The sequence below is a fragment of the Pseudomonas peli genome, from assembly GCF_050563605.1.
In the GTDB taxonomy this organism is placed as follows: Bacteria; Pseudomonadota; Gammaproteobacteria; order Pseudomonadales; family Pseudomonadaceae; genus Aquipseudomonas; species Aquipseudomonas peli_A.
Genome location: NZ_JBNXUH010000011.1, coordinates 1 through 20,852, shown reverse-complemented (window position 1 = coordinate 20,852; position 20,852 = coordinate 1). Strand labels below are relative to the sequence as shown.

General features: G+C 59.8%; 21 protein-coding genes. 16 read left to right on the top strand and 5 right to left on the bottom strand.

All coding sequences use genetic code 11. The features are described from left to right. Positions 1 to 33 precede the first annotated feature (33 nt). Positions 34 to 552, top strand: coding sequence for a DUF6586 family protein (locus ACQ4LH_RS14385; protein WP_430697782.1), 519 nt, complete (start codon positions 34 to 36; stop codon positions 550 to 552). Between the two features lie 78 nt (positions 553 to 630). Then, a complete protein-coding gene (locus ACQ4LH_RS14380; protein WP_090248059.1) occupies positions 631 to 864 on the top strand; it encodes a hypothetical protein in 234 nt (77 codons plus the stop codon). Positions 865 to 976: 112 nt separating this feature from the next. Here ACQ4LH_RS14380 and sulA read toward each other — a convergent pair whose 3' ends face one another. Together sulA and lexA are read right to left on the bottom strand one after the other, a co-directional pair. Continuing rightward, on the bottom strand, positions 977 to 1,453 hold the full coding sequence (sulA, locus tag ACQ4LH_RS14375) for an SOS-induced cell division inhibitor SulA (RefSeq protein WP_430697781.1): 477 nt from the start codon (positions 1,451 to 1,453) through the stop codon (positions 977 to 979). A 10-nt stretch (positions 1,454 to 1,463) separates the two neighbouring features. Next, the gene (lexA, locus tag ACQ4LH_RS14370) at positions 1,464 to 2,075 is read right to left on the bottom strand and encodes a transcriptional repressor LexA (protein WP_160084936.1); all 612 of its coding nucleotides are present in this window, start codon (positions 2,073 to 2,075) and stop codon (positions 1,464 to 1,466) included. A gap of 272 nt (positions 2,076 to 2,347) precedes the next feature. Here lexA and ACQ4LH_RS14365 point away from each other — a divergent pair, with 272 nt between their 5' ends. The 4 genes from ACQ4LH_RS14365 to ACQ4LH_RS14350 are packed head-to-tail and all read left to right on the top strand — an operon-like array spanning position 2,348 to position 5,394. Then, entirely contained in the window at positions 2,348 to 3,055 is a 708-nt protein-coding gene (locus ACQ4LH_RS14365; protein WP_304862916.1) for a TetR/AcrR family transcriptional regulator, read from the top strand. A gap of 47 nt (positions 3,056 to 3,102) precedes the next feature. Beyond that, positions 3,103 to 3,627 (top strand): L,D-transpeptidase family protein, encoded by a 525-nt coding sequence (locus ACQ4LH_RS14360; RefSeq protein WP_430697780.1) that lies wholly within the window; start codon positions 3,103 to 3,105, stop codon positions 3,625 to 3,627. A 21-nt stretch (positions 3,628 to 3,648) separates the two neighbouring features. Next, entirely contained in the window at positions 3,649 to 4,647 is a 999-nt protein-coding gene (gene nagZ / locus ACQ4LH_RS14355; RefSeq protein WP_430697779.1) for a beta-N-acetylhexosaminidase, read from the top strand. Between the two features lie 9 nt (positions 4,648 to 4,656). Then, complete coding sequence (locus ACQ4LH_RS14350) at positions 4,657 to 5,394, top strand: S-methyl-5'-thioinosine phosphorylase (protein WP_430697778.1); 738 nt, start codon at positions 4,657 to 4,659, stop codon at positions 5,392 to 5,394. Positions 5,395 to 5,453: 59 nt separating this feature from the next. On the opposite strand, the gene ACQ4LH_RS14345 is transcribed toward ACQ4LH_RS14350, so the two are convergent. Continuing rightward, on the bottom strand, positions 5,454 to 5,993 hold the full coding sequence (locus ACQ4LH_RS14345) for a CsiV family protein (RefSeq protein WP_430697777.1): 540 nt from the start codon (positions 5,991 to 5,993) through the stop codon (positions 5,454 to 5,456). A gap of 11 nt (positions 5,994 to 6,004) precedes the next feature. After that, positions 6,005 to 9,442, bottom strand: a complete 3,438-nt coding sequence (gene mfd, locus ACQ4LH_RS14340) for a transcription-repair coupling factor (RefSeq protein WP_430697776.1) — start codon at positions 9,440 to 9,442, stop codon at positions 6,005 to 6,007. A gap of 131 nt (positions 9,443 to 9,573) precedes the next feature. Here mfd and ACQ4LH_RS14335 point away from each other — a divergent pair, with 131 nt between their 5' ends. Then, entirely contained in the window at positions 9,574 to 11,040 is a 1,467-nt protein-coding gene (locus ACQ4LH_RS14335) for a glyceraldehyde-3-phosphate dehydrogenase (RefSeq protein ID WP_430697775.1), read from the top strand. A gap of 255 nt (positions 11,041 to 11,295) precedes the next feature. Here the strand turns inward: ACQ4LH_RS14335 and ACQ4LH_RS14330 are convergent, their stop codons facing one another. Then, positions 11,296 to 11,856 carry a chalcone isomerase family protein gene (locus tag ACQ4LH_RS14330; RefSeq protein ID WP_430697774.1) on the bottom strand — a complete coding sequence of 187 codons (561 nt, stop codon included), beginning with the start codon at positions 11,854 to 11,856 and terminating at the stop codon, positions 11,296 to 11,298. A gap of 270 nt (positions 11,857 to 12,126) precedes the next feature. On the opposite strand from ACQ4LH_RS14330, the gene ACQ4LH_RS14325 reads away from it, so the two are divergent. From ACQ4LH_RS14325 to sthA, 9 genes are all read left to right on the top strand, one after another. After that, entirely contained in the window at positions 12,127 to 13,464 is a 1,338-nt protein-coding gene (locus ACQ4LH_RS14325) for a Na(+)-translocating NADH-quinone reductase subunit A (protein WP_430697773.1), read from the top strand. 3 nt (positions 13,465 to 13,467) lie between these two features. Continuing rightward, entirely contained in the window at positions 13,468 to 14,679 is a 1,212-nt protein-coding gene (locus ACQ4LH_RS14320) for an NADH:ubiquinone reductase (Na(+)-transporting) subunit B (RefSeq protein WP_430697772.1), read from the top strand. Continuing rightward, the gene (locus ACQ4LH_RS14315) at positions 14,672 to 15,460 is read left to right on the top strand and encodes a Na(+)-translocating NADH-quinone reductase subunit C (RefSeq protein WP_430697771.1); all 789 of its coding nucleotides are present in this window, start codon (positions 14,672 to 14,674) and stop codon (positions 15,458 to 15,460) included. The genes ACQ4LH_RS14320 and ACQ4LH_RS14315 overlap by 8 nt, the downstream gene beginning before the upstream one ends. Continuing rightward, complete coding sequence (locus tag ACQ4LH_RS14310) at positions 15,457 to 16,131, top strand: NADH:ubiquinone reductase (Na(+)-transporting) subunit D (RefSeq protein ID WP_170049031.1); 675 nt, start codon at positions 15,457 to 15,459, stop codon at positions 16,129 to 16,131. The genes ACQ4LH_RS14315 and ACQ4LH_RS14310 overlap by 4 nt, the downstream gene beginning before the upstream one ends. After that, positions 16,131 to 16,739, top strand: a complete 609-nt coding sequence (gene nqrE / locus ACQ4LH_RS14305) for an NADH:ubiquinone reductase (Na(+)-transporting) subunit E (RefSeq protein WP_090238197.1) — start codon at positions 16,131 to 16,133, stop codon at positions 16,737 to 16,739. The genes ACQ4LH_RS14310 and nqrE overlap by 1 nt, the downstream gene beginning before the upstream one ends. A 15-nt stretch (positions 16,740 to 16,754) precedes the next feature. Beyond that, entirely contained in the window at positions 16,755 to 17,981 is a 1,227-nt protein-coding gene (nqrF, locus tag ACQ4LH_RS14300) for an NADH:ubiquinone reductase (Na(+)-transporting) subunit F (protein WP_430697770.1), read from the top strand. A gap of 104 nt (positions 17,982 to 18,085) precedes the next feature. Further along, positions 18,086 to 19,009, top strand: a complete 924-nt coding sequence (locus ACQ4LH_RS14295; protein ID WP_430697769.1) for an FAD:protein FMN transferase — start codon at positions 18,086 to 18,088, stop codon at positions 19,007 to 19,009. Then, complete coding sequence (nqrM, locus tag ACQ4LH_RS14290) at positions 19,006 to 19,233, top strand: (Na+)-NQR maturation NqrM (protein ID WP_167141192.1); 228 nt, start codon at positions 19,006 to 19,008, stop codon at positions 19,231 to 19,233. Before ACQ4LH_RS14295 ends, nqrM begins: the two co-directional genes overlap by 4 nt. Before the next feature lie 123 nt (positions 19,234 to 19,356). After that, positions 19,357 to 20,751 carry a Si-specific NAD(P)(+) transhydrogenase gene (gene sthA, locus ACQ4LH_RS14285; RefSeq protein WP_430697768.1) on the top strand — a complete coding sequence of 465 codons (1,395 nt, stop codon included), beginning with the start codon at positions 19,357 to 19,359 and terminating at the stop codon, positions 20,749 to 20,751. Positions 20,752 to 20,852 lie beyond the last annotated feature (101 nt).

The following is a 20,852-nucleotide window of genomic DNA, read 5'->3' as shown; positions in this document are numbered from 1 at the left end:
ATGCTTATCCAATCCGCTGTGGAGGGTGCCGCAATGGCCAATGAACTCTATACCCGCACCAATCAGAAAGTCTTCTACGCCGGCCTGGCGCTGGAGTCCTGGCGCAAAGCCGAGCAGGGCCAGAGCATGAATGCTCTAGCCTTGATCCAGGCCGAGCGCGAGGCTGCGTTGTTTCATCTGTATGGTGCGTTGCTGGGCCTGTGCCATGAGATTGCTGGCTATTACCGTTTGCCTGACAGCGCCGCGCCGCGTGCCGAGCGATTCCTCACTGAGGAGGTGTTGCAAGCAGCGCCGAGCCAGGAGTTGGGTGAGCTGGTCGAGCTGGCACAGTCCGCTGACAGCTGGGTTGCTCAGCTGCTCAAGGCCTATGCCGAGCTATTTCAGCCGCCGCAGGCGGGTAAGAAAGCCAAGGTCGATCCCGCTACGCCATTGATCACAGCGGTCAGTCTGGATGAAGAAGTCGCACCCTTGGCGCAGGAGACGCTTGAAGCCTGGCGTCAGCAGCTGAAGGCTCTGGCACAGCGCTTTCGGCAAACCCTGAGCGAATGGTAAGAGGCTGATTGGACCGGCGGACTAGGGCGAGCCCGGGTCGGCTGTTACACTGTCGGCCTACCGTGGAGAGCTAAGCCAATGCCTACATCATTCCTGGAAATTGTTGAATTGCCCGACGGGCGTATTGCCCTGCGTCGTGCAGAGGATGAAGAGTCGCTGGTGGTGCTGGATTTCTCTGCTGATGCCAAGGCATTTCTGCAGGGGCAGCACGTCGAGGTGGCCAAGGCCATGCTTAATGTCGGTGTGCAGATGGCGGGGCGCCTGGCTGAAAATAATTTCCAGCAGGAAGAAGGGCCGCGGGTTCTGCATTGATTGCAGAACTCTTCCGGGCTCTGAGCTAGAGCGTTCTGCTCGTGTTGGGTGTTTCTTGCATCAGGTTTCTACTGGCTAGCATGCACATTCCTTGTGCGTGACCTTTGGCCAATTACCCCAGACTGATATTCAGGCTTTGCGCTTTGCCCTTACGGGCCGCTTGCTCAAGCTGTTGCCGCGCCTGGCGTTCAAGTGGGTGCAGCCAGCTAACAACCGTGTGGCTGCGGCCCAGCGTCAACGCCTGTTGCGCCAACTCCAACGCGCTCTGTTCGCCGCGCGGGTGGAGCAGCAGAATGCGTTCGCGGTTCAGGCCTGCTTCGCGTAGCCAGGTTTGGGTCAGGCTGGACGGCGGGGCGATTAGGGTCAGCCAGCGTTCGTCGTGGTTGTCGCTAAGCTCACGCAGAATCGGTGCTAGAAGGTTCAGGCAGTGCCCGGCTGCACCACGCAGCGACAGTTCACTGAAAGCCTCTGTCTCATCATCCTGCCAGGGCAGCTCAGCGCTATCGGCAAGTAATGGCGTCACCGTCGATGCCAGAAATGCATCGAACAAAGGCAGTTGTGTACGGTTCAGTGATTGCGGGAACTGCATAAATCCTCCACTAGCGGCGGATAACGCCGACGCTCAAACCTTCAATAATCAAATCCTGTTCTTCCAGGTTCACTTCGATCGGCGCGAACTCCGGGTTTTCCGCAATCAGCCAGACCTTGTTGCCTTCACGCTTGAAGCGTTTGACGGTCACTTCATCGTCGAGACGCGCCACCACTACTTGCCCGTTACGGGCTTCACGGGTGGTGTGTACGGCCAGCAGATCGCCATCGAAGATGCCGATGTCCTTCATGCTCATGCCGCGTACACGCAGCAGGTAATCAGCCTTGGGGTGGAAGAAGTCTGGATTGATCTTGCAGGACTCTTCGACATGCTGCTGCGCCAGGATCGGCGCACCTGCGGCGACGCGGCCAATCACCGGTAGGCCTTCGTCTTCCTCGGCATTGGGCTCGAAGCCTGGAATGCGGATGCCGCGTGAAGCGCCAGGGGTCATTTCGATGGCACCCTTGCGAGCCAAGGCCTTGAGGTGCTCTTCCGCTGCGTTGGGTGATTTGAACCCCAGTTTCAAGGCGATTTCCGCGCGGGTAGGCGGGTAGCCGTTGTCTTCAAGGCACTGCTTGATGAAGGCGAGAATTTCAGCTTGGCGCGGCGTCAGTTTTAGCATGGTCGGCTCTGTTTTTTTGTACAGTGACTGGGATTATATACAGTGATCGGCGATTGGCAATCCTTGTGTTCTGATCTCTACTCAATTGACCTTCGTATCGTCTGTTGCAGTGCACTGTTACTCAGGCCGTTTATGGGGCGTCTAGCAAGGGTTAGCCTGTACCTTTAGCGGATGTCTGTGACCACCCGGCCACAAGATGGTTTGCCCGGCTTGACAAGGCGGGCGGCTGAAACGTATGTTTCAAACAAGTGTTTGTTCAGATGAAAAGAGTCATGGCCCAGTCGGAAACCGTTGAACGCATTCTCGATGCGGCAGAGCAGCTTTTTGCGGAGAAAGGTTTCGCAGAAACTTCTCTGCGTTTGATCACCAGCAAAGCAGGGGTAAACCTGGCTGCGGTGAATTACCACTTCGGCTCGAAAAAGGCCCTGATTCAGGCGGTGTTCTCGCGCTTTCTCGGGCCTTTCTGCGTAAGCCTGGAGCGTGAGCTGGATCGCCGTCAGGCCAAGCCGGAAACCAAGGTCAGCCTGGAAGAGCTGCTTGAGTTGCTGGTCGAGCAGGCGCTGGCAGTAAAGCCGCGTAGTGGTAATGATCTTTCAATCTTTATGCGCTTGCTGGGTCTGGCCTTCAGCCAGAGCCAGGGTCACCTGCGTAAGTACCTCGAAGAGGTGTACGGCAAGGTGTTCCGCCGTTATATGCAGCTGGTGCATGAAGCCGCTCCGCGCATTCCTCCGCTGGAACTGTTCTGGCGCGTGCACTTTATGCTCGGCGCCGCGGCTTTCAGCATGTCCGGGATCAAGGCCTTGCGGGCCATGTCTGAAACCGATTTCGGCGTCAATACTTCGATTGAGCAGGTGATGCGCCTGATGGTGCCATTTCTGGCTGCCGGTATGCGTTCGGAAACCGGCCTGACCGATGAAGCCCTGGCCAGCGCACAGCTCAAGCCGCGCACCAAGACTCCAGCCATCCCCAGCAAAGTTTGACCTCGGCGGGTGGGCTTGGTGGATTTGATCCGCTAAGCTAGCCGCCCATGGTTGCTCTCGATTTTCTGCATATTTCCCTCGCTGATCAGTGCCTGTATGGCTTTGCCAATGGGCAGCTGCAGCTGCGCCTGAGTGTTTCCACTGCGCTGAATGGCGCCGGTGAGCGCAATGGTTCCGGCTGTACGCCACGCGGCTTGCACAAGGTGCGGGCGAAGATTGGTGAGGGCTTGCCGAGCGCCGCCGTGCTGCGCGGCAGGCGCTGGACCGGCGAAGTCTGGTCGCCCGAGTTGCATGCGCAATTTCCCGGGCGTGACTGGATTCTTACGCGCATTCTCTGGCTGAGTGGTTGTGAGCCTGGACGCAATCGTCTGGGCGCTGTCGATACCTTTCGCCGCTATATCTACATACACGGTACGCCGGACAGCGAGCCTATGGGCGTGGCGCTGTCGCATGGCTGCGTGCGCCTGCGCAACAGTGACTTGCTGGAACTCTTTGCGCGTGTCCCGGTTCAATGTGCGGTACAGATTGACGAGGCCGCCTGCCCCGAGTGGGCGGTTGCGCCTCTTATTTAAGGACGAGTTGTGAGTTCACCCATGCAAGGTTCATTGATGCTGGATATCGCCGGCACCTGGCTGACCGCTGAGGATCGTCAGATCCTGCGTCAGCCGCAGGTAGCTGGGTTGATTCTGTTTGCCCGCAATATTGAAGACCCGCGCCAGGTGCGCGAGCTGTCTGCTGCCATTCGCGCGCTGCGGCCGGACCTGCTGCTGGCGGTGGATCAGGAAGGAGGGCGCGTTCAGCGTCTGCGTCAGGGTTTTGTGCGCTTGCCGGCGATGCGTGCGCTGGCCGACAACGCCAATGCCGAGCATTTGGCCGAGCAGTGCGGCTGGGTTATGGCCACCGAAGTGCTGGCTGCAGGCTTGGACCTGAGCTTTGCCCCGGTGCTGGATCTCGATCATCAGCGCAGCGCGGTGGTCGGCAGTCGCTCCTTTGAGGGCGATGCGCAGCGCGCGACCTTGCTGGCCGGCGCTTTTATTCGTGGGATGAACGCTGCGGGCATGGCCGCCACCGGCAAGCACTTCCCCGGGCACGGCTGGGCCGAGGCGGATTCCCATGTGGCCATCCCGGTGGATGAGCGCAGCCTGGAACAGATTCGTGCAGTCGACTTGCAGCCCTTTGCCCAGTTGAGCCGGCAGTTGGCTGCGGTGATGCCCGCCCATGTGATCTACCCTCAGGTGGACAGTCAGCCTGCGGGTTTCTCCCGGCGCTGGCTGCAGGACATTCTGCGTGGCGAGCTAGCCTTTGATGGGGTGATTTTCAGCGACGATTTGTCCATGGCCGGCGCCCATGTGGTCGGCGATGCGGCCTGCCGTATCGAAGCGGCGCTGGCAGCGGGTTGCGATATGGGCCTGGTGTGTAATGACCGGGCTGCGGCGGAGCTGGCCCTGAGCGCCTTGCAGCGACTCAAGGTGGAGCCGCCGCACGGTCTGGCGCGAATGCGCCGGCAGGCTTTCCCGGGTATTGAGTATCGGCAGAACCCGCGCTGGCTGGCGGCACTTGGCAGCCTGCGCGATGCGCAATTAATCGACTAGGAGTAAGGGATGACGGTTTACGCGATTATCGGCGGTACGGGGCTGACCAAGCTGGACGGTCTGACCATCAAGGCCGCGCTGCATATCGATACGCCCTATGGCGCACCCTCTGCGGCGGTGCTCAAAGGCGACTATGCCGGCCGCGAGGTGTTGTTCCTCGCACGTCACGGGCATCCGCACCGCATCCCGCCGCATCAGGTCAACTACCGCGCCAACCTCTGGGCGCTGCGTGAGGCGGGGGCCAAGGCCATCATCGCCGTGAACGCGGTGGGCGGTATTCACTCGGCCATGGGCACCGGGCACTTCTGCCTGCCGCACCAGATTATCGATTACACCTACGGCCGCGAGCACACCTATTTCGAGGGTGAGTTGGAGCATGTCACCCATGTCGATTTCAGCCATCCCTATGACGCTGGGCTGCGCACCAAGCTGGCCAATGCTCTGACTGCTGAGCACTGTGCGTTCAGCAATCATGGGCTGTACGGCTGCACCCAAGGGCCGCGCCTGGAAACCGCAGCGGAAATCGCCCGAATGGAGCGCGATGGCTGCGACATCGTCGGTATGACCGGCATGCCGGAAGCGGTGCTGGCCCGTGAGCTGGCTTTGCCCTACGCCTGCCTGGCGTTGGTGGTGAATCCAGCCGCTGGCAAGTCCCGTGCGCTGATCACCATGGCGGAAATCGAGCGCGCCCTGGAAGAGGGCATGGGTACGGTCAAGGCCGTATTGGCGCGCGTGCTGGCCAGCTGACTGGGCCGTGCTGCAATAAAAAGGGCCGCGAAATGCGGCCCTTTTTATTGCCTGCGTTCTTACAGCGGACTGACGCGAATCAATAGGCCAAGGCTGCCATTATCGACAAAGGTCAGCTCGCCGCTTTTCAGGCGGCTGCTCTGCTTGATGCGCTCGCTGTCATTGAGGATGCCACTGGCGTCGAGCTGGTTGACCCAGATGTCACTGTCCAGCTCCATCACGCGCCCGGCCTTGAGGCTGATGGTGCCTTCGACGGGGTAGTGGCCGAACTGCTCATCGCCGGTGCTGATGGCGACGCGGCTGCTCGATTCGCCCAGGCTCTGGGACCAGGCTTTGTGCAGTAGAACCTGATAACCGCTGGAAGGGCTGAGTTTGCCGGCTTCGGCATTCAGGGCGGTGCTGCGGCTGTTGCTGCCGTCCACCGGCAGCGCGTTCTGCGCCCAGTTGTCCGGCGGCAGCTGGCCGGCGGAAATCGGTGTGGCGGCCTGGCGGAATACGATGACTTCAACCTGGTACAGGCTTTCAGCCAGGGCGGCAGTGCTGCTGAGCAGGCCCAGCAGGATAAGCGGCAGCAGGGCCAGGGTGCGGAGTGCGCGCATGGGTCAGTCCTTTAGGTAGAGGGAGTCAGGCGCTCGAACAGCGCCTCTAAGGTATTGAAGCGTTCTTCCGGGCGCTCCATGGGCACCTGGATCTTAAACATCGTCGCGCCTTCGAACTTGTAGCGGTTCGGCGCGCTCTGGATCAGCTTGATCAGGGTCAGCGGATCGACGCAGGTATCGGCGGCGAATTCGATACGTCCGCCTTGTGGGCCGGCATCGACCTTCTTGATCCCGAGCTTTTCCGCCTGCAATTTCATCAGGGTGATGCGTATCAGGTTCTTGCTTGCATCCGGCAGCAGGCCGAAGCGGTCGATCATCTCCACTTGCAGCTCTTTCAGGCCATCCTCATCGGCGGCGTTGGCGATGCGTTTGTAGAGGATCAGCCGCGCATGCACGTCGGGCAGGTAGTCCTCGGGGATCAACGCTGGTACGCGCAGGTTGATTTCCGGGCCGCCGCCAAGGGGTTGGTCGAGGTTAGGCTGCTCGCCCTTGCGGATCGATTTCACCGCGCGCTCAAGCATTTCCATATAAAGGGTGAAACCCACCGCCTGGATCTGCCCGCTCTGGCCGTCGCCGAGCAGCTCGCCGGCACCGCGGATTTCCAAATCGTGGGTGGCCAACAGGAAGCCTGCGCCGAGGTCCTGGGCGCCGGAGATGGCTTCCAGACGTTTTTGCGCATCGTCAGTCATCTGCTTGCGCGGCGGGGTCAGCAAGTAGGCGTAGGCCTGGTGGTGACTACGGCCGACACGGCCGCGCAGCTGGTGCAATTGGGCTAGGCCGAACTTGTCGGCGCGCTCGATGATGATGGTGTTGGCGCTCGGTACGTCGATACCGGTTTCGATGATGGTCGAGGCGATCAGCACGTTGAAGCGCTTGTGGTAGAAGTCGCCCATCACCTGTTCCAGCTCGCGCTCGCGCATCTGCCCGTGGCCGATGCCGATGCGTGCTTCGGGCACCAGTTCGGCGAGGTCGGCGGCGCATTTCTCGATGGTTTTCACATCGTTGTGCAGGTAATACACCTGGCCGCCGCGCAGCAGTTCGCGCAGCAGCGCTTCCTTGATCGTCGGGTTGTTCTGCTCCATGACGAAGGTACGCACTGAGAGGCGCCGTGCCGGCGGCGTGGCGATGATCGACAGATCACGCATGCCGGCCACGGCCATGTTCAGGGTGCGTGGAATTGGTGTGGCGGTGAGGGTGAGGATATCGACTTCGCTGCGCAGGGCCTTGAGCTGCTCCTTCTGGCGCACGCCGAAACGGTGCTCTTCGTCGATAATCACCAGGCCCAGGTTGCTGAACTTGACGTCTTCCTGCAGGAGCTTGTGGGTACCGATCACGATATCCACCTTGCCTTCGGCCAATTGCTGCACGGCCTCGCTGACTTCCTTGGCGCTTTTGAAGCGGCTCATTACCTCGACTTTCACCGGCCAGTCGGCGAAGCGGTCGCGGAAGCTGTTGTAGTGCTGCTGGGCGAGCAGGGTGGTCGGTACCAGTACCGCCACCTGCTTGCCGCCATGCACGGCGATAAAGGCCGCGCGCATCGCCACTTCGGTCTTGCCGAAGCCAACATCGCCGCAGACCAGGCGGTCCATCGGCTTGGGCGCGAGCATGTCGTCATGCACCGCGTCGATGGCGGCTTGCTGGTCCGGCGTTTCTTCGAAGGGAAAACCAGCGCTGAAGGTGGCGTAATCGGCCTTCGGGTCGGCAAAGGCATAGCCTTCGCGGGCGGCCCGGCGGGCGTAGATGTCGAGCAGCTCGGCGGCGACATCACGCACTTGTTCGGCGGCTTTGCGCTTGGCCTTCTGCCAGACTTCCGAGCCTAAGCGGTGCAGTGGGGCGAGGGCGTCATCGCTGCCGGTGTAGCGGGCGATCAGGTGCAGGCTGGCCACCGGCACGTAGAGCTTGGCTTCCTCGGCGTACATCAGCGCGAGGAATTCGGCGGCCTGGCCGTCGAATTCCATGGTCACCAGGCCCAGATAGCGGCCGACGCCGTGGTCGATATGTACCACCGGCGCGCCTTCGCGCAGCTCGGTAAGGTTCTTGATGACGTTGTCGCCGCCATCGCGTGATTTCTCGCGGCGCCGGCGCTGCATAACGCGCTGGCCGAAGAGTGGGCTTTCCGCCACCAGGGCCAGGTCTTCGAGCAGCAGGCCGTCATCCAGCGGCGCAATGCATATCCCTAAGCGTTGTTTGCTGGCGGTGAAGGCCGGCCAGCTTTCAAATTCGTTGGGCTTGAGCTTGAGGCGCGCGAGCAATTCCAGCAGCACCTCACGGCGTCCGGCGGACTCGGCGCAGAACAGTACGCGGCCAGGGTATTCCTCGATAAAACGCCGTAGCGCCGCCAGCGGTTCGCCGGCCTTGGCCTGGATCGCCAGGTCGGGCAGCGGTTTGGCGTTGAAACGCAGGCGGCCGACGCCTTCCTCTATATCGTCCTGGCTGACCACCACGCGCGGCCAGTTTTTCAGGCGAGCGAAGCAGTCTTCCACCGGCAGGAATATGTCGGCAGGCGGCAGCAGCGGGCGTTCCGGGTCTACCCGGCGGTCTTCGTAGCGGCTGCGCGCATCCACCCAGAACTGCTCGGCGGCTTTTTCGATGCCCGGCAGGGAAAACACCTGGGTGTCGACGGGTAAATAGTCGAAGAGGGTGGCGGTTTCTTCGAAGAACAGCGGCAGGTAGTACTCGATCCCGGCCGGGGTGATGCCGGTGCTGAGGTCCTGATAGATCGGGCAGCGGCGGAAATCCACGTCGAAACGCTCGCGAAAGCGCCCGCGAAAATCTGTAACGGCTTTCTTTTCCAGCGGGAATTCGCGCGCCGGCAGCAGCTTGATCGACTCGACCTTGTCGATAGAGCGCTGGTTTTCCGGATCAAAGGTGCGCAGGGTTTCGATTTCGTCATCAAACAGGTCGATGCGGTATGGCTGGCTGCTGCCCATCGGGAACAGATCAATCAGCGCCCCGCGTACCGCGAACTCGCCATGCTCGTACACCGTGTCTACGCAGCGATAGCCGGCAGCTTCCAGGTTGCCGCGCATCTGGTTTACGTCGAGTTGCTGACCAACCTGCATGACCAGGCTGCTGCCGAGCAGAAAACGTTTGGGCGCCAGGCGGTGTAGGGCGGTGGTGATCGGGACTACCAATACGCCGTGTTTCAGCTCGGGCAGGCGATAAAGCGCGGCAATCCGCTGCGAAATGATGTCCTGGTGCGGCGAAAACAGGTCGTAGGGCAGGGTTTCCCAGTCAGGGAAATGCAGTACCGGCAAATCCGGAGCGAAAAAGCTCAGCTCCTCTTGCAGGCGCTCGGCGCTCTGGCTGTCGGCAGTCAGCAGCAGGGTGAAGCGTTTGGCATTGCTGGCGGCTTCGGCAATCGCCAGGCTCAGCGCGGCACCAGGCAGGTTGCCCCAGTGTTGTTTGCCGGCAGTGGCCGGTAGGGACGGTAGACGCAGTACGGACACGGGCGGCTCACGGTCATGGCACAAGGTCGGCGATTGTAGCGGGCGTTTATGTGCGGTGTCAGTTACGACAGTCGTGCATTGCTCATGCTTGCTTGCGCCGTCATAATGTAGCCCCTTTTTTCAGCCCCTACATGTGGAAGGTACTGCCCGTGACTCAGAAGCCCGACCAGTGTCTCGGTGAGTGGATCGATCGAGAAGCCCTTGCGGAAGCGATGATTCCGATGATTGGCCAACTCTACCGTAACAACAACGTGGTCACCTCGATCTACGGCCGTGGTTTGATCAACCGCTCGGTGATCGACATTCTCAAGGCCCACCGCTTTGCACGTCACCGCCTGACCGGCGACAGCGAGCTGTCGGTGCACGATACCTTCCTGGTGCTCAAGGCCATGAGCGAGCTCAAGCTGGGCGCCGCCTCGATAGATCTGGGCAAGATGGTCAGCAAGTTCAAGGCCGAAGGCCAGGGCCGCAGCATCGAGCAGTTCGTCAAGGACGAGCTGGTTGAAGTGGTTGGCAAGCAGAACAGCGAAGCCCGCGAAGGCACCGACGTGGTGCTCTACGGCTTCGGTCGTATCGGCCGTCTGCTGGCACGCATCCTGATCGAGAAAACCGGTGGTGGCGACGGCCTGCGTCTGCGCGCTATTGTTGTGCGCAAAGGTGCGACCAATGACCTGGTCAAGCGCGCCAGCCTGCTGCGCCGCGACTCGGTGCATGGCAAGTTTGATGGCACCATCACCATCGATGAAGAAAACAGCACCCTGACGGCCAACGGCAACCTGATCCAGGTGATCTACGCCAAGTCGCCAGCCGAGGTGGATTACACCCAGTACGGCATCAAGAACGCGCTGCTGGTGGACAACACCGGTGTATGGCGTGACGCCGACGGCCTGGGCCAGCATCTGGCCTGCCCGGGTGTCGATCGCGTAGTCCTCACCGCACCTGGCAAAGGCGCGCTGAAGAACATCGTGCACGGCATCAACCACGGTGAAATCACTCCTGATGACAAGATCATCTCGGCCGCTTCCTGCACCACCAACGCCATCGTGCCGGTGCTCAAGGCGATCAATGATCAGTACGGCATCCTTAATGGTCACGTCGAAACCGTTCACTCGTACACCAACGACCAGAACCTGATCGACAACTTCCACAAGGGCGATCGCCGTGGTCGCAGCGCACCGCTGAACATGGTGATCACCGAGACTGGTGCTGCCACTGCTGCTGCCAAGGCGCTGCCAGTGCTGAAAGGCAAGCTGACCGGCAACGCTATTCGCGTACCGACGCCGAACGTGTCGATGGCCATCCTCAACCTCAACCTTGAGAAGGCCACCACCCGTGAAGAGGTCAACGAGTACCTGCGCCAGATGGCCATGCACTCGGACCTGCAGAAGCAGATCGACTTCGTTCAGTCGCAGGAAGTGGTTTCCACTGACTTCGTTGGCTCGCGTCACGCCGGTGTAGTCGATGCCGAAGCCACCATCTGCAACGACAACCGCGTTGTGCTGTACGTGTGGTACGACAACGAGTTCGGTTACAGCTGCCAGGTGGTTCGTGTGATGGAAGATATGGCCGGGGTTAACCCGCCAGCCTTCCCGCGCTAAGCGCAGGCAATGCATAAAAAAACGGGAGCTTCGGCTCCCGTTTTTTATTGTCTGGATTAACAGGTTGTTGAAACGTAGGCGAGGCAGCCAGCGCAAGGCAAAACAGGCGAAAAGCGGAGTTTACGAGCTGTAAATGAGCATTTGATTCGCTTCGCTCACCCCTGTTGGGCCGTGCTAACGCACGTTCAGCCTTACGGCTGTGAGCCTGTTTTTAACGCCGCGATGGCAACGCAGGTAGTTTTTCAGCAGCCTGTTTTAGTCGGCCAGCAGGCTAGTGCGCAACTTATCCGACAGACCGTTGGGTGAGAGCCAGATGCCCAAGTAGGCCTTGGCCAGGGCAGGGTCCTGGCTGGTGTAGGCGACCTTGCCATTCACTTCCAGGGTCAGGCCGCTGTCGGCGTTAAAGTTCAGGGCGTAGCGGTCGCCGGGGCGAATATCCCGGAAGGTGGCGTGCAGGGCGTCTATCTCCGGGCGCAGACGCTGCAGTGTGGCGGCGTCGTGCTGGCGTTCGAGGGTGACCCAGGCTGCCTTGATCACGTCTTGGCTATCGATGTCGCGAAAGTAGTAGAGCTCCAGGCGTTGCGTGAGTGGCTTGGTGACCGCCTGGCTGGCACTGGCCTGGGCGGGGGCGTAGAAAGCGGCGGCGTAAACATCGGCCCACAGGTAGGTCAGCACGCTCTGGTTCTTGCGTTCCAGGCTGTTCTGCTCGAATTCGTGAGTGGCAGCGAAGTTGGCTTCTTGCAGGCGTTCGCGGTTGTTGGCGAATAACTCGCCGCTGAGCAGCAGTAAGGTGGTGAGCGCGAGTAGCAGGCGCATGGCAGGGCTCCAGTTAGTCTATTGGTCTTATGTCGCGCGCCGGGCCTCTGCAGTCAAGCCGCTATCTGTTGCCTTCTGTTACGTTAAACCGGATAAAAGCAAGCGCTTGGGTGGCCAGTGGCCGAAGGTGCGACTTATAATCGGCCAGATTTTTTCCCGCGACCGACATCCTGCCCAGCGCCCAATCTGTTTTGGCGTTGCGCCGCATTTTTCTGCGTTGGTGTCGTCCGTATTCTAAAAAAGTTTATAAATCAGTGGTTAGGCAAACCTATGATCAAAATAAAACATGGGCTTGATTTGCCCATAACAGGCGTGCCGGTGCAGCGCATTGAGGCTGCAAGGCCGGTGCGTAGCGTCGCCGTCATAGGCTTCGATTATCACGGAATGAAGCCTTCGATGGAGGTTCAGGTCGGTGACCGGGTCAAGCTTGGCCAGGTGCTGTTCTCGGACAAGAAATCGCCAGGCGTGCAATACACCGCTCCAGCTGCAGGCGTGATCAGCGCTATCCACCGCGGCGAGAAGCGAGTGCTGCAATCGGTGGTGATCGATGTCGAGGGTGAAGAGCAAATTACCTTTGATCAGGTAGCGGTGGATCAGCTTGCGACTGTCGGCGACGCCAAAGTGCGTGAAGTGCTGCTGCAATCGGGCCTGTGGACCGCATTGCGCGCCCGTCCGTTCAGCAAGGTGCCTGCTGCTGACGCGCAGCCCAGCTCGATTTTCGTCACGGCCATTGATACCCACCCGCTGGCAGCCGATCCGGCTGTGGTGATTGCCGAGTACGCCGCCGACTTTACTAACGGTCTGCAGGTGCTGAGCAATCTGGCCAAGGTGTTTCTGTGCAAGGCTGAGGGTGCCAGCTTGCCTGGCGAGCAACTGAGCAAGGTGCACACCGAAGCCTTCGCCGGTCCACACCCTGCGGGCTTGCCAGGTACGCACATTCACTTTCTCGATCCGGTCAGCGTCAGCAAGAGCGTCTGGTCGATCAACTATCAGGACGTGATTGCCGTCGGCAAACTGTTCACTACCGGGCAGCTGTGGACCGAGCGCGTTGTCGCGCTGGCCGGTCCTGTGGTCGAGCAGCCGCGCTTGGTGCGCACCCGTCTGGGCGCAAGCCTCAGCGAGCTGACTGCCGGCCAGCTGCAGCCTGGTTTCAACCGGGTTATTTCCGGCTCAGTGCTGGGTGGCCGTACCGCGCAGGGCGCTTTCGCCTTCCTCGGTCGTTATCACCTGCAGGTGTCCTGCCTGGTTGAAGGGCACGAGCGTGAACTGATGCATTACCTGCGTGCCGGGGTAAACAAGCACTCGGTGATGAACATCTTTGTTTCCAAGCTCAACGCTGCGAAGAAGTTCGCTTTCTCCACCACCACCAATGGCAGCCCGCGCGCCATGGTGCCGGTGGGCAACTACGAAGCCGTGATGCCGCTGGATATCCTGCCGACGCAACTGCTGCGCTACCTGATTGTCGGTGACACCGAGATGGCTCAGAAACTGGGCTGCCTGGAACTCGACGAAGAAGACTTGGCGCTGTGCACCTATGTCTGTGCCGGCAAGTATGAGTACGGCCCGATCCTGCGCGATAACCTCGCCCGTATTGAGAAGGAGGGTTAAGTCATGGGTATTCGTGCATTCCTCGACAAAGTCGAGCACAACTTCGAAAAAGGCGGCAAGTTCGAGAAGTGGTACGCCCTCTATGAGGCTGTTGACACCTTCTTCTATCGCCCTGGCAGCGTAACCAAGACCACCGCCCATGTGCGTGACGGCATCGACCTCAAGCGCATGATGATCACCGTGTGGCTGTGTACCTTCCCGATGATGTTTTTCGGGATGTGGAACACCGGTTATCAGGCCAACCTGATCTTCGCTAACAGCCCTGAGCTGCTGGCGGCCCAGGAAGGCTGGCGCTTCGCGCTGATCGGCTCGCTGGCCGGGTTCGACCCCAACAGCCTGTGGGATAACTTTATCCAGGGCGCGGCTTACTTCCTGCCGGTTTATGCCACGGCGTTTATCGTCGGCGGTTTCTGGGAAGTGCTGTTCGCTTCGGTCCGCAAGCATGAAGTCAACGAAGGTTTCTTCGTCACCTCGGTACTGTTCGCCCTGATTCTGCCGCCGAGCATTCCGCTGTGGCAGGTCGCGCTGGGTATCAGCTTCGGCGTGGTGATCGGCAAGGAAGTGTTTGGCGGTACCGGCAAAAACTTCCTCAACCCGGCGCTGACCGGTCGTGCCTTCCTGTTCTTCGCCTACCCGGCGCAGATGTCCGGTGATGCAGTGTGGACCGCGGTTGACGGCTTTGCCGGCGCAACCTCGCTGAGCCTGGCCGCTGCTGGTGGCATTGAAAACGTGGTGAGCAATGGCATCACCTGGATGGATGCTTTCGTTGGCACCATTCACGGTTCCATGGGCGAAACCAGCACCCTGGCGATCCTTATTGGTGGCGGCATTCTGCTGATTACCAAGATTGCCTCCTGGCGCATCGTTACCGGTGTGATGTTGGGCATGATCGGCTTCAGCCTGCTGCTCAATATGCTCGGTTCGACCACCAACCCGATGTTTGCCATGCCTTGGCACTGGCACCTGGTGGTGGGCGGTTTTGCTTTCGGTATGTTCTTTATGGCTACCGACCCGGTGTCGGCTTCCATGACCAATACCGGCAAGTGGATTTTCGGTGCCCTGATCGGTGTGATGGTGGTGATGATCCGTGTGGTCAACCCAGCCTTCCCCGAAGGCATGATGCTGGCGATCCTGTTCGCCAACCTGTTTGCACCGCTGATCGACCACTTTGTCGTTCAAGCCAATATCAAGCGGAGGCTGGCACGCAATGTCTAGTCAAAAAGAATCCACCGTCCGCACCTTGGTGGTAGCCCTGTTGGTCTGCCTGGTGTGCTCGGTGTTTGTTGCCGGTGCAGCCATCGCGCTGAAACCGACTCAGGTGGAAAACCGCCAGCTGGACAAGCAGCGCAGCATCCTGGCAATCGCCGGGCTGGGCGATGCCAGCATGAGCAGCGCGCAGGTCAAGGCGTTGTTCGCCGAGCGCATCCGCGCACGGATTGTCGATCTCGACACTGGCACCTTCAGCGATGCGCAGAATCCGGCTACTTTCGATCCGCTGAAAGCGTCCAAGGATCCGAAGTTGTCAGCCGTGCTTGAAGGCTCTGACGATATCGCCTCGATCAAGCGCCGCGAGCGTTTCACCACGGTTTACCTGGTGGAGCAGGATGGCAAGCTGGAAACCGTGATTCTGCCTGTGCGCGGCTATGGCCTGTGGTCGACCCTGCACGGCTTTATGGCCCTCCAGGGTGACCTCAATACCGTTGCCGGTTTCGGCTTCTACCAGCATGCCGAGACCCCGGGTCTGGGCGGCGAAGTGGATAACCCGAAGTGGAAAAGTCTGTGGCTGGGCAAGACCTTGTTTGATGACAAGGGCGAGCTGGCGATTCAGATCATCAAGGGCAACGTCGATGCGCAGAGCGCGCAGGCGACTCACCAGGTCGATGGCCTGGCGGGTGCAACCCTGACCAGCAATGGTGTGAATAACTTGCTGCACTTCTGGCTGGGAGAGAACGGCTTCGCCCAGTTCCTCGCCAATCTGCAAAAAGGGGAGGCTTGATCATGTCGCAGCCGACTATTAAAGAAGTTCTGCTCAACCCGATTTTCAACAACAACCCGATTGGTTTGCAGATTCTGGGTATCTGTTCCGCTCTGGCGGTGACCTCGAACCTGAAAACCGCGCTGGTGATGTCGATTGCCCTGACCCTGGTAACCGGGTTTTCCAACCTGTTTATCTCGATGATTCGCAGCCAGATCCCCAGCTCCATCCGCATGATCGTGCAGATGGTGATCATTGCTTCCCTGGTGATCGTGGTCGATCAGGTGCTCAAGGCCTTTGCGTTCAGCCTGTCCAAGCAGCTGTCGGTGTTCGTCGGTCTGATCATCACCAACTGCATCGTGATGGGCCGCGCTGAAGCTTTCGCCATGCAGAACCCGCCGGTGTTGTCGTTCTTCGACGGCATCGGTAACGGCCTCGGCTACAGCGCCATGCTGATCGTGCTGGGCATCGTTCGCGAGCTGTTCGGCGCGGGCAAACTGATGGGCTACGAGATCATTCCGGTGATCAACGACGGTGGCTGGTACCAGCCTAACGGCATGCTGTTGCTGCCGCCTTCGGCGTTCTTCCTGATCGGTTTGTTTATCTGGGCACTGCGTAGCTGGAAAAAAGATCAGCTGGAGAAGCCAAGCTTCAAGATGGCTCCGCAGGTCTCGAATAAGGAGGCTTACTAATGGAGCATTACCTCAGCTTGCTGGCCAAGGCGGTGTTCGTTGAGAACATGGCATTGGCCTTCTTCCTCGGCATGTGCACCTTCATCGCCATCTCGAAGAAAGTCGAGACGGCGATTGGCCTGGGTATCGCGGTTATCGTGGTGCAAGTCATCACCGTGCCTGCGAACAACCTGATCTACACCTACCTGCTGAAAGATGGCGCGCTGGCTTGGGCCGGTTTGCCGGAAGTGGACCTGAGCTTCCTCGGTCTGCTCAGCTATATCGGGGTGATCGCGGCCATCGTGCAGATCCTCGAGATGCTGCTGGATAAGTATGTACCCAGCCTCTACAACGCCCTGGGGGTGTTCCTGCCGCTGATCACGGTGAACTGCGCCATCATGGGCGGCACCCTGTTCATGGTCGAGCGTGACTACAACCTGGCGGAAAGTACCGTGTATGGCTTCGGCTCCGGTCTGTCCTGGGCGCTGGCGATTGCCGCACTGGCGGGTATCCGCGAGAAGCTCAAGTACAGCGACGTACCGGCTGGCCTGCAGGGCCTGGGTATCACCTTTATCACCATCGGTCTGATGTCTCTGGGCTTTATGTCCTTCTCCGGCGTGCAGTTGTAAGGAAGGGATGCATAGATGATCAATTTAGAGATTCTTATCGCCATCGGCATGTTCACCGGCATCGTGCTGGCGCTGGTGCTGGTCATTCTCGCGGCGCGCGCCAAGCTGGTTTCCAGTGGTGATGTGAGCATCGAGATCAACGGCGAAAAAACCATTGTGGTTCCTGCGGGCGGCAAGTTGCTGCAGACCCTGGCGGCCAACAACATCTTCCTCTCTTCGGCGTGCGGCGGCGGTGGTACCTGCGCCCAGTGCAAGTGTGTGGTCGAGCATGGCGGCGGTGAAATGTTGCCGACTGAAGAGGCTGCTTTCACTCGTCGCGAAGCCAAGGCCGGCTGGCGCCTGTCCTGCCAGACGCCGGTCAAGCAGGACATGAAGATCGAAGTGCCGGAAGAAGTGTTCGGCGTGAAGAAGTGGCAATGCACCGTTGAGTCCAACCCCAACGTGGCCACCTTCATCAAGGAACTGACGCTGAAACTGCCGGAAGGCGAAAGCGTCGACTTCCGCGCCGGTGGTTATGTACAGCTGGAGTGCCCGCCGCACGAAGTGCGCTACAAGGATTTTGACATTCAGGAAGAGTACCGCGGCGACTGGGACAAGTTTAACCAGTGGAAGTACGTGTCCAAGGTCGAAGAGACCGTGATCCGTGCCTACTCCATGGCCAACTATCCGGAAGAAGTGGGCCTGGTGAAGTTCAATATTCGTATTGCTTCGCCGCCACCGGGCAAGGACGATCTGCCGCCGGGCAAGATGAGTTCCTATGTGTTCAGCCTCAAGCCAGGCGACAAGATCGATGTGTACGGTCCGTTCGGTGAGTTCTTCGCCAAGGAAACCGACGCCGAGATGGTGTTTATCGGCGGCGGTGCCGGTATGGCGCCGATGCGTTCGCACATCTTCGACCAGCTCAAGCGCTTGAAGTCGACCCGCAAGATCAGCTTCTGGTACGGCGCACGCTCCATGCGTGAAGCCTTCTACGTTGAAGAATACGATCAGCTGCAGGCCGAGAACCCCAACTTCAAGTGGCATCTGGCGCTGTCCGATCCGCTACCGGAAGACAACTGGAGCGGTCTCAAAGGCTTTATCCACAACGTGCTGTACGAGAACTACCTCAAGGACCATCCGGCTCCGGAAGAGTGTGAGTTCTATATGTGCGGCCCGCCCATGATGAACGCAGCCGTGATCAAGATGCTGATCGACCTAGGTGTGGAGGAGGAGAACATCCTGCTCGACGACTTCGGCGGTTAAGCATGATCCATGTGCTACTGCGGCCCGTTATCGCTGTCAGCTTGCTGGCAGCCCTAACGGGCTGTTGGTTTTCAGAGCCTGTAGAAGAATTTGGCGGCCCAACCATGGGCAGCACCTACACGGTCAAATACGTGCGCAGCAAGGATTCGCCGAGCGTTGAGCTACTCAAGCGCGAGACCGATGCAATCCTGGCTGAGGTTGACGTGCAGATGTCGACCTATCGCGATGATTCCGCAATCGAGCAATTCAACCAGGCCCCAGCGGGTACCTGTCAGGCCATGCCTGACGGGGTGCTGGAGCTGGTCGACGCTGGACGCGTGCTGCATGAGCATAGTCAGGGTGCATTCGACCTGACCCTGGAACCGCTGCTCAATCTCTGGGGCTTCGGTCCCAAAGCGCGCGCCGAAAAGGTGCCGACTGCTGAGCAACTGGTCGCCGCGCGTGCGCGGGTGGGCATGCAGTATCTGCGTCGTGACGGGCAGCAGCTGTGCAAAGAGGTTGATGTACAGGTCGACTTCAACAGCATTGCTGCCGGTTATGCGGTGGACAAGCTTGTGCAGCGCTTCACTGAGCTGGGCGTGACCAGTTATATGGTTGAGGTAACCGGTGAGCTTAAGGCTGCGGGTAAAAAGCCCGACGGTCAGCCTTGGCGCATTGGCCTGGAGGCCCCGCAGGACGGCCAGCGTGTCGCCCAGCGAGTGCTGGCGGTGGATGGCTACGGCATTTCCACCTCAGGTGATTACCGCAATTACTTCGAGGAAGAGGGCCAGCGCTACTCGCACACCCTCGATCCGTTTACCGGAGCACCGATCACTCACAAGCTGGCAGCGGTGACCGTGGTGGACAAATCGACCTTGCGCGCCGATGGCTTGTCTACAGTGCTAATGGTGATGGGCACTGAGCGTGGCCTGGCATTTGCTGAGCGCATGGGGATTGCAGCGTTTTTCGTGACCCGTGAAGGTGACGCTTTCGTCACACAGACAACTCAGGCTTTCGAGCAGCTATTCGCTGCAGGAGACGAGCAATGACGTTTTTAGTGGTGTTTCTGGTCATGGTGCTGGTAGTCGGCATGATGGCTGTGGGTGTGATCATGGGCCGCAAGCCCATCGCCGGTTCGTGCGGCGGTATCGCCAACTTGGGTATCGAGAAGGAATGCTCGATCTGTGGTGGTAGCCGCGAGAAGTGCGAGGAGATCAACAGCGACCCGCAAGGCAAAACCGAAGACCTGGCCTACGACGCGACCAAACGCTAATCGTCCTGCGGCCGGCTAAAAGGCTAGGCTTGCAGCTACGAATTGATTGTCAGGCTGCGTGCGCAGTGCTGGCCCTGCCGAGAGTGCGGTACAAGTGCTCCGGTGTGATCTGAAGGAGTAAACATGGCGGTCTACAACTACGACGTAGTGGTGCTGGGTTCCGGCCCTGCAGGTGAAGGCGCGGCAATGAACGCGGCCAAGGCCGGGCGCAAGGTGGCCGTGGTCGACAGCCGCCGCGAAGTCGGCGGCAACTGCACCCACCTGGGCACCATCCCGTCCAAGGCGCTGCGCCACTCGGTGCGGCAGATCATGCAGTTCAACACCAACCCGATGTTCCGTCAGATCGGCGAGCCGCGTTGGTTCTCCTTCCCCGACGTGCTGAAAAGCGCCGAGCGGGTGATCGCCAAACAAGTAAGCTCGCGTACCGGCTATTACGCGCGCAACCGTATCGATGTGTTCTTCGGCACCGGCAGCTTTGCCGATGAGCACACCATCGAAGTGGTCTGCGCCAATGGCGTGGTGGAAAAACTGGTGGCCAAGCAGATCGTCATCGCCACCGGTTCGCGGCCATATCGCCCGGTGGACGTGGACTTCCACCACCCACGCATCTACGACAGCGACACCATTCTCAGCCTCGGCCATACCCCACGCCGCATCATTATCTACGGTGCCGGGGTAATCGGTTCCGAGTACGCCTCGATCTTCAGTGGCCTGGGTGTGCTGGTCGACCTGATCGACAACCGTGATCAGCTGCTGAGCTTCCTCGATGCGGAAATCTCCGATGCATTGAGCTACCACCTGCGCAATAACAACGTGCTGATTCGTCACAACGAAGAGTACGAAAGCGTTGAAGGGGTGGAGAATGGGGTGATCCTGCACCTCAAGTCCGGTAAGAAGATCAAGGCTGACGCGTTTCTCTGGTGCAACGGCCGTACCGGCAACACCGATCAGCTGGGCTTGGAAAATATCGGCATCAAGGTCAACAGCCGGGGGCAGATCGAAGTCGACGAGAGCTATCGTACCCAGGTGTTGAACGTTTACGCCGCAGGCGACGTGATCGGCTGGCCGAGCCTGGCCAGTGCGGCGGCCGACCAGGGCCGTTCGGCGGCCGGCAGCATCGTCGACAATGGCAGCTGGCGTTTCGTCGATGACGTGCCGACCGGTATCTACACCATTCCGGAAATCAGCTCGATTGGTAAGAACGAGCGCGAGTTGACCCAGGCCAAGATCCCTTACGAAGTCGGCAAGGCGTTCTTCAAAGGTATGGCGCGGGCGCAGATTTCCCACGAGCCGGTAGGCATGCTCAAGCTACTGTTCCACCGCGAAACTCTAGAAGTGCTCGGTGTGCATTGCTTCGGCTACCAAGCCTCGGAGATCGTGCATATCGGCCAGGCGATCATGAACCAGAAGGGTGAGGCCAATACCATCAAGTATTTCGTCAACACCACCTTCAACTACCCGACCATGGCGGAAGCCTACCGGGTGGCGGCGTTCGACGGCCTCAACCGGCTTTTTTGAGCGGCTCCGGCCGGTGGCCTGAGCCGGCCGGGGAGAACCCGTTCAGCGACTCCAGCGATTGGTGTTGGCCTAATCGCGAAAGTTTCTGATCAGGCTTAACG

What these genes read in the sequence shown, in the direction of transcription:
- nqrM (WP_167141192.1), top strand. Translation starts at nt 19,006, where the DNA reads ATGACGTTTTTAGTGGTGTTTCTGGTCATGGTGCTGGTAGTCGGCATG.
- ACQ4LH_RS14295 (WP_430697769.1), top strand. Translation starts at nt 18,086, where the DNA reads ATGGGCAGCACCTACACGGTCAAATACGTGCGCAGCAAGGATTCGCCG.
- ACQ4LH_RS14315 (WP_430697771.1), top strand. Translation starts at nt 14,672, where the DNA reads ATGTCTAGTCAAAAAGAATCCACCGTCCGCACCTTGGTGGTAGCCCTG.
- ACQ4LH_RS14320 (WP_430697772.1), top strand. Translation starts at nt 13,468, where the DNA reads ATGGGTATTCGTGCATTCCTCGACAAAGTCGAGCACAACTTCGAAAAA.
- nagZ (WP_430697779.1), top strand. Translation starts at nt 3,649, where the DNA reads ATGCAAGGTTCATTGATGCTGGATATCGCCGGCACCTGGCTGACCGCT.
- ACQ4LH_RS14325 (WP_430697773.1), top strand. Translation starts at nt 12,127, where the DNA reads ATGATCAAAATAAAACATGGGCTTGATTTGCCCATAACAGGCGTGCCG.
- ACQ4LH_RS14330 (WP_430697774.1), bottom strand. Translation starts at nt 11,856, where the DNA reads ATGCGCCTGCTACTCGCGCTCACCACCTTACTGCTGCTCAGCGGCGAG.
- sthA (WP_430697768.1), top strand. Translation starts at nt 19,357, where the DNA reads ATGGCGGTCTACAACTACGACGTAGTGGTGCTGGGTTCCGGCCCTGCA.
- nqrF (WP_430697770.1), top strand. Translation starts at nt 16,755, where the DNA reads ATGATCAATTTAGAGATTCTTATCGCCATCGGCATGTTCACCGGCATC.
- ACQ4LH_RS14365 (WP_304862916.1), top strand. Translation starts at nt 2,348, where the DNA reads ATGGCCCAGTCGGAAACCGTTGAACGCATTCTCGATGCGGCAGAGCAG.
- ACQ4LH_RS14335 (WP_430697775.1), top strand. Translation starts at nt 9,574, where the DNA reads ATGTGGAAGGTACTGCCCGTGACTCAGAAGCCCGACCAGTGTCTCGGT.
- ACQ4LH_RS14345 (WP_430697777.1), bottom strand. Translation starts at nt 5,993, where the DNA reads ATGCGCGCACTCCGCACCCTGGCCCTGCTGCCGCTTATCCTGCTGGGC.
- nqrE (WP_090238197.1), top strand. Translation starts at nt 16,131, where the DNA reads ATGGAGCATTACCTCAGCTTGCTGGCCAAGGCGGTGTTCGTTGAGAAC.
- sulA (WP_430697781.1), bottom strand. Translation starts at nt 1,453, where the DNA reads ATGCAGTTCCCGCAATCACTGAACCGTACACAACTGCCTTTGTTCGAT.
- ACQ4LH_RS14385 (WP_430697782.1), top strand. Translation starts at nt 34, where the DNA reads ATGGCCAATGAACTCTATACCCGCACCAATCAGAAAGTCTTCTACGCC.
- lexA (WP_160084936.1), bottom strand. Translation starts at nt 2,075, where the DNA reads ATGCTAAAACTGACGCCGCGCCAAGCTGAAATTCTCGCCTTCATCAAG.
- ACQ4LH_RS14380 (WP_090248059.1), top strand. Translation starts at nt 631, where the DNA reads ATGCCTACATCATTCCTGGAAATTGTTGAATTGCCCGACGGGCGTATT.
- ACQ4LH_RS14350 (WP_430697778.1), top strand. Translation starts at nt 4,657, where the DNA reads ATGACGGTTTACGCGATTATCGGCGGTACGGGGCTGACCAAGCTGGAC.
- ACQ4LH_RS14360 (WP_430697780.1), top strand. Translation starts at nt 3,103, where the DNA reads ATGGTTGCTCTCGATTTTCTGCATATTTCCCTCGCTGATCAGTGCCTG.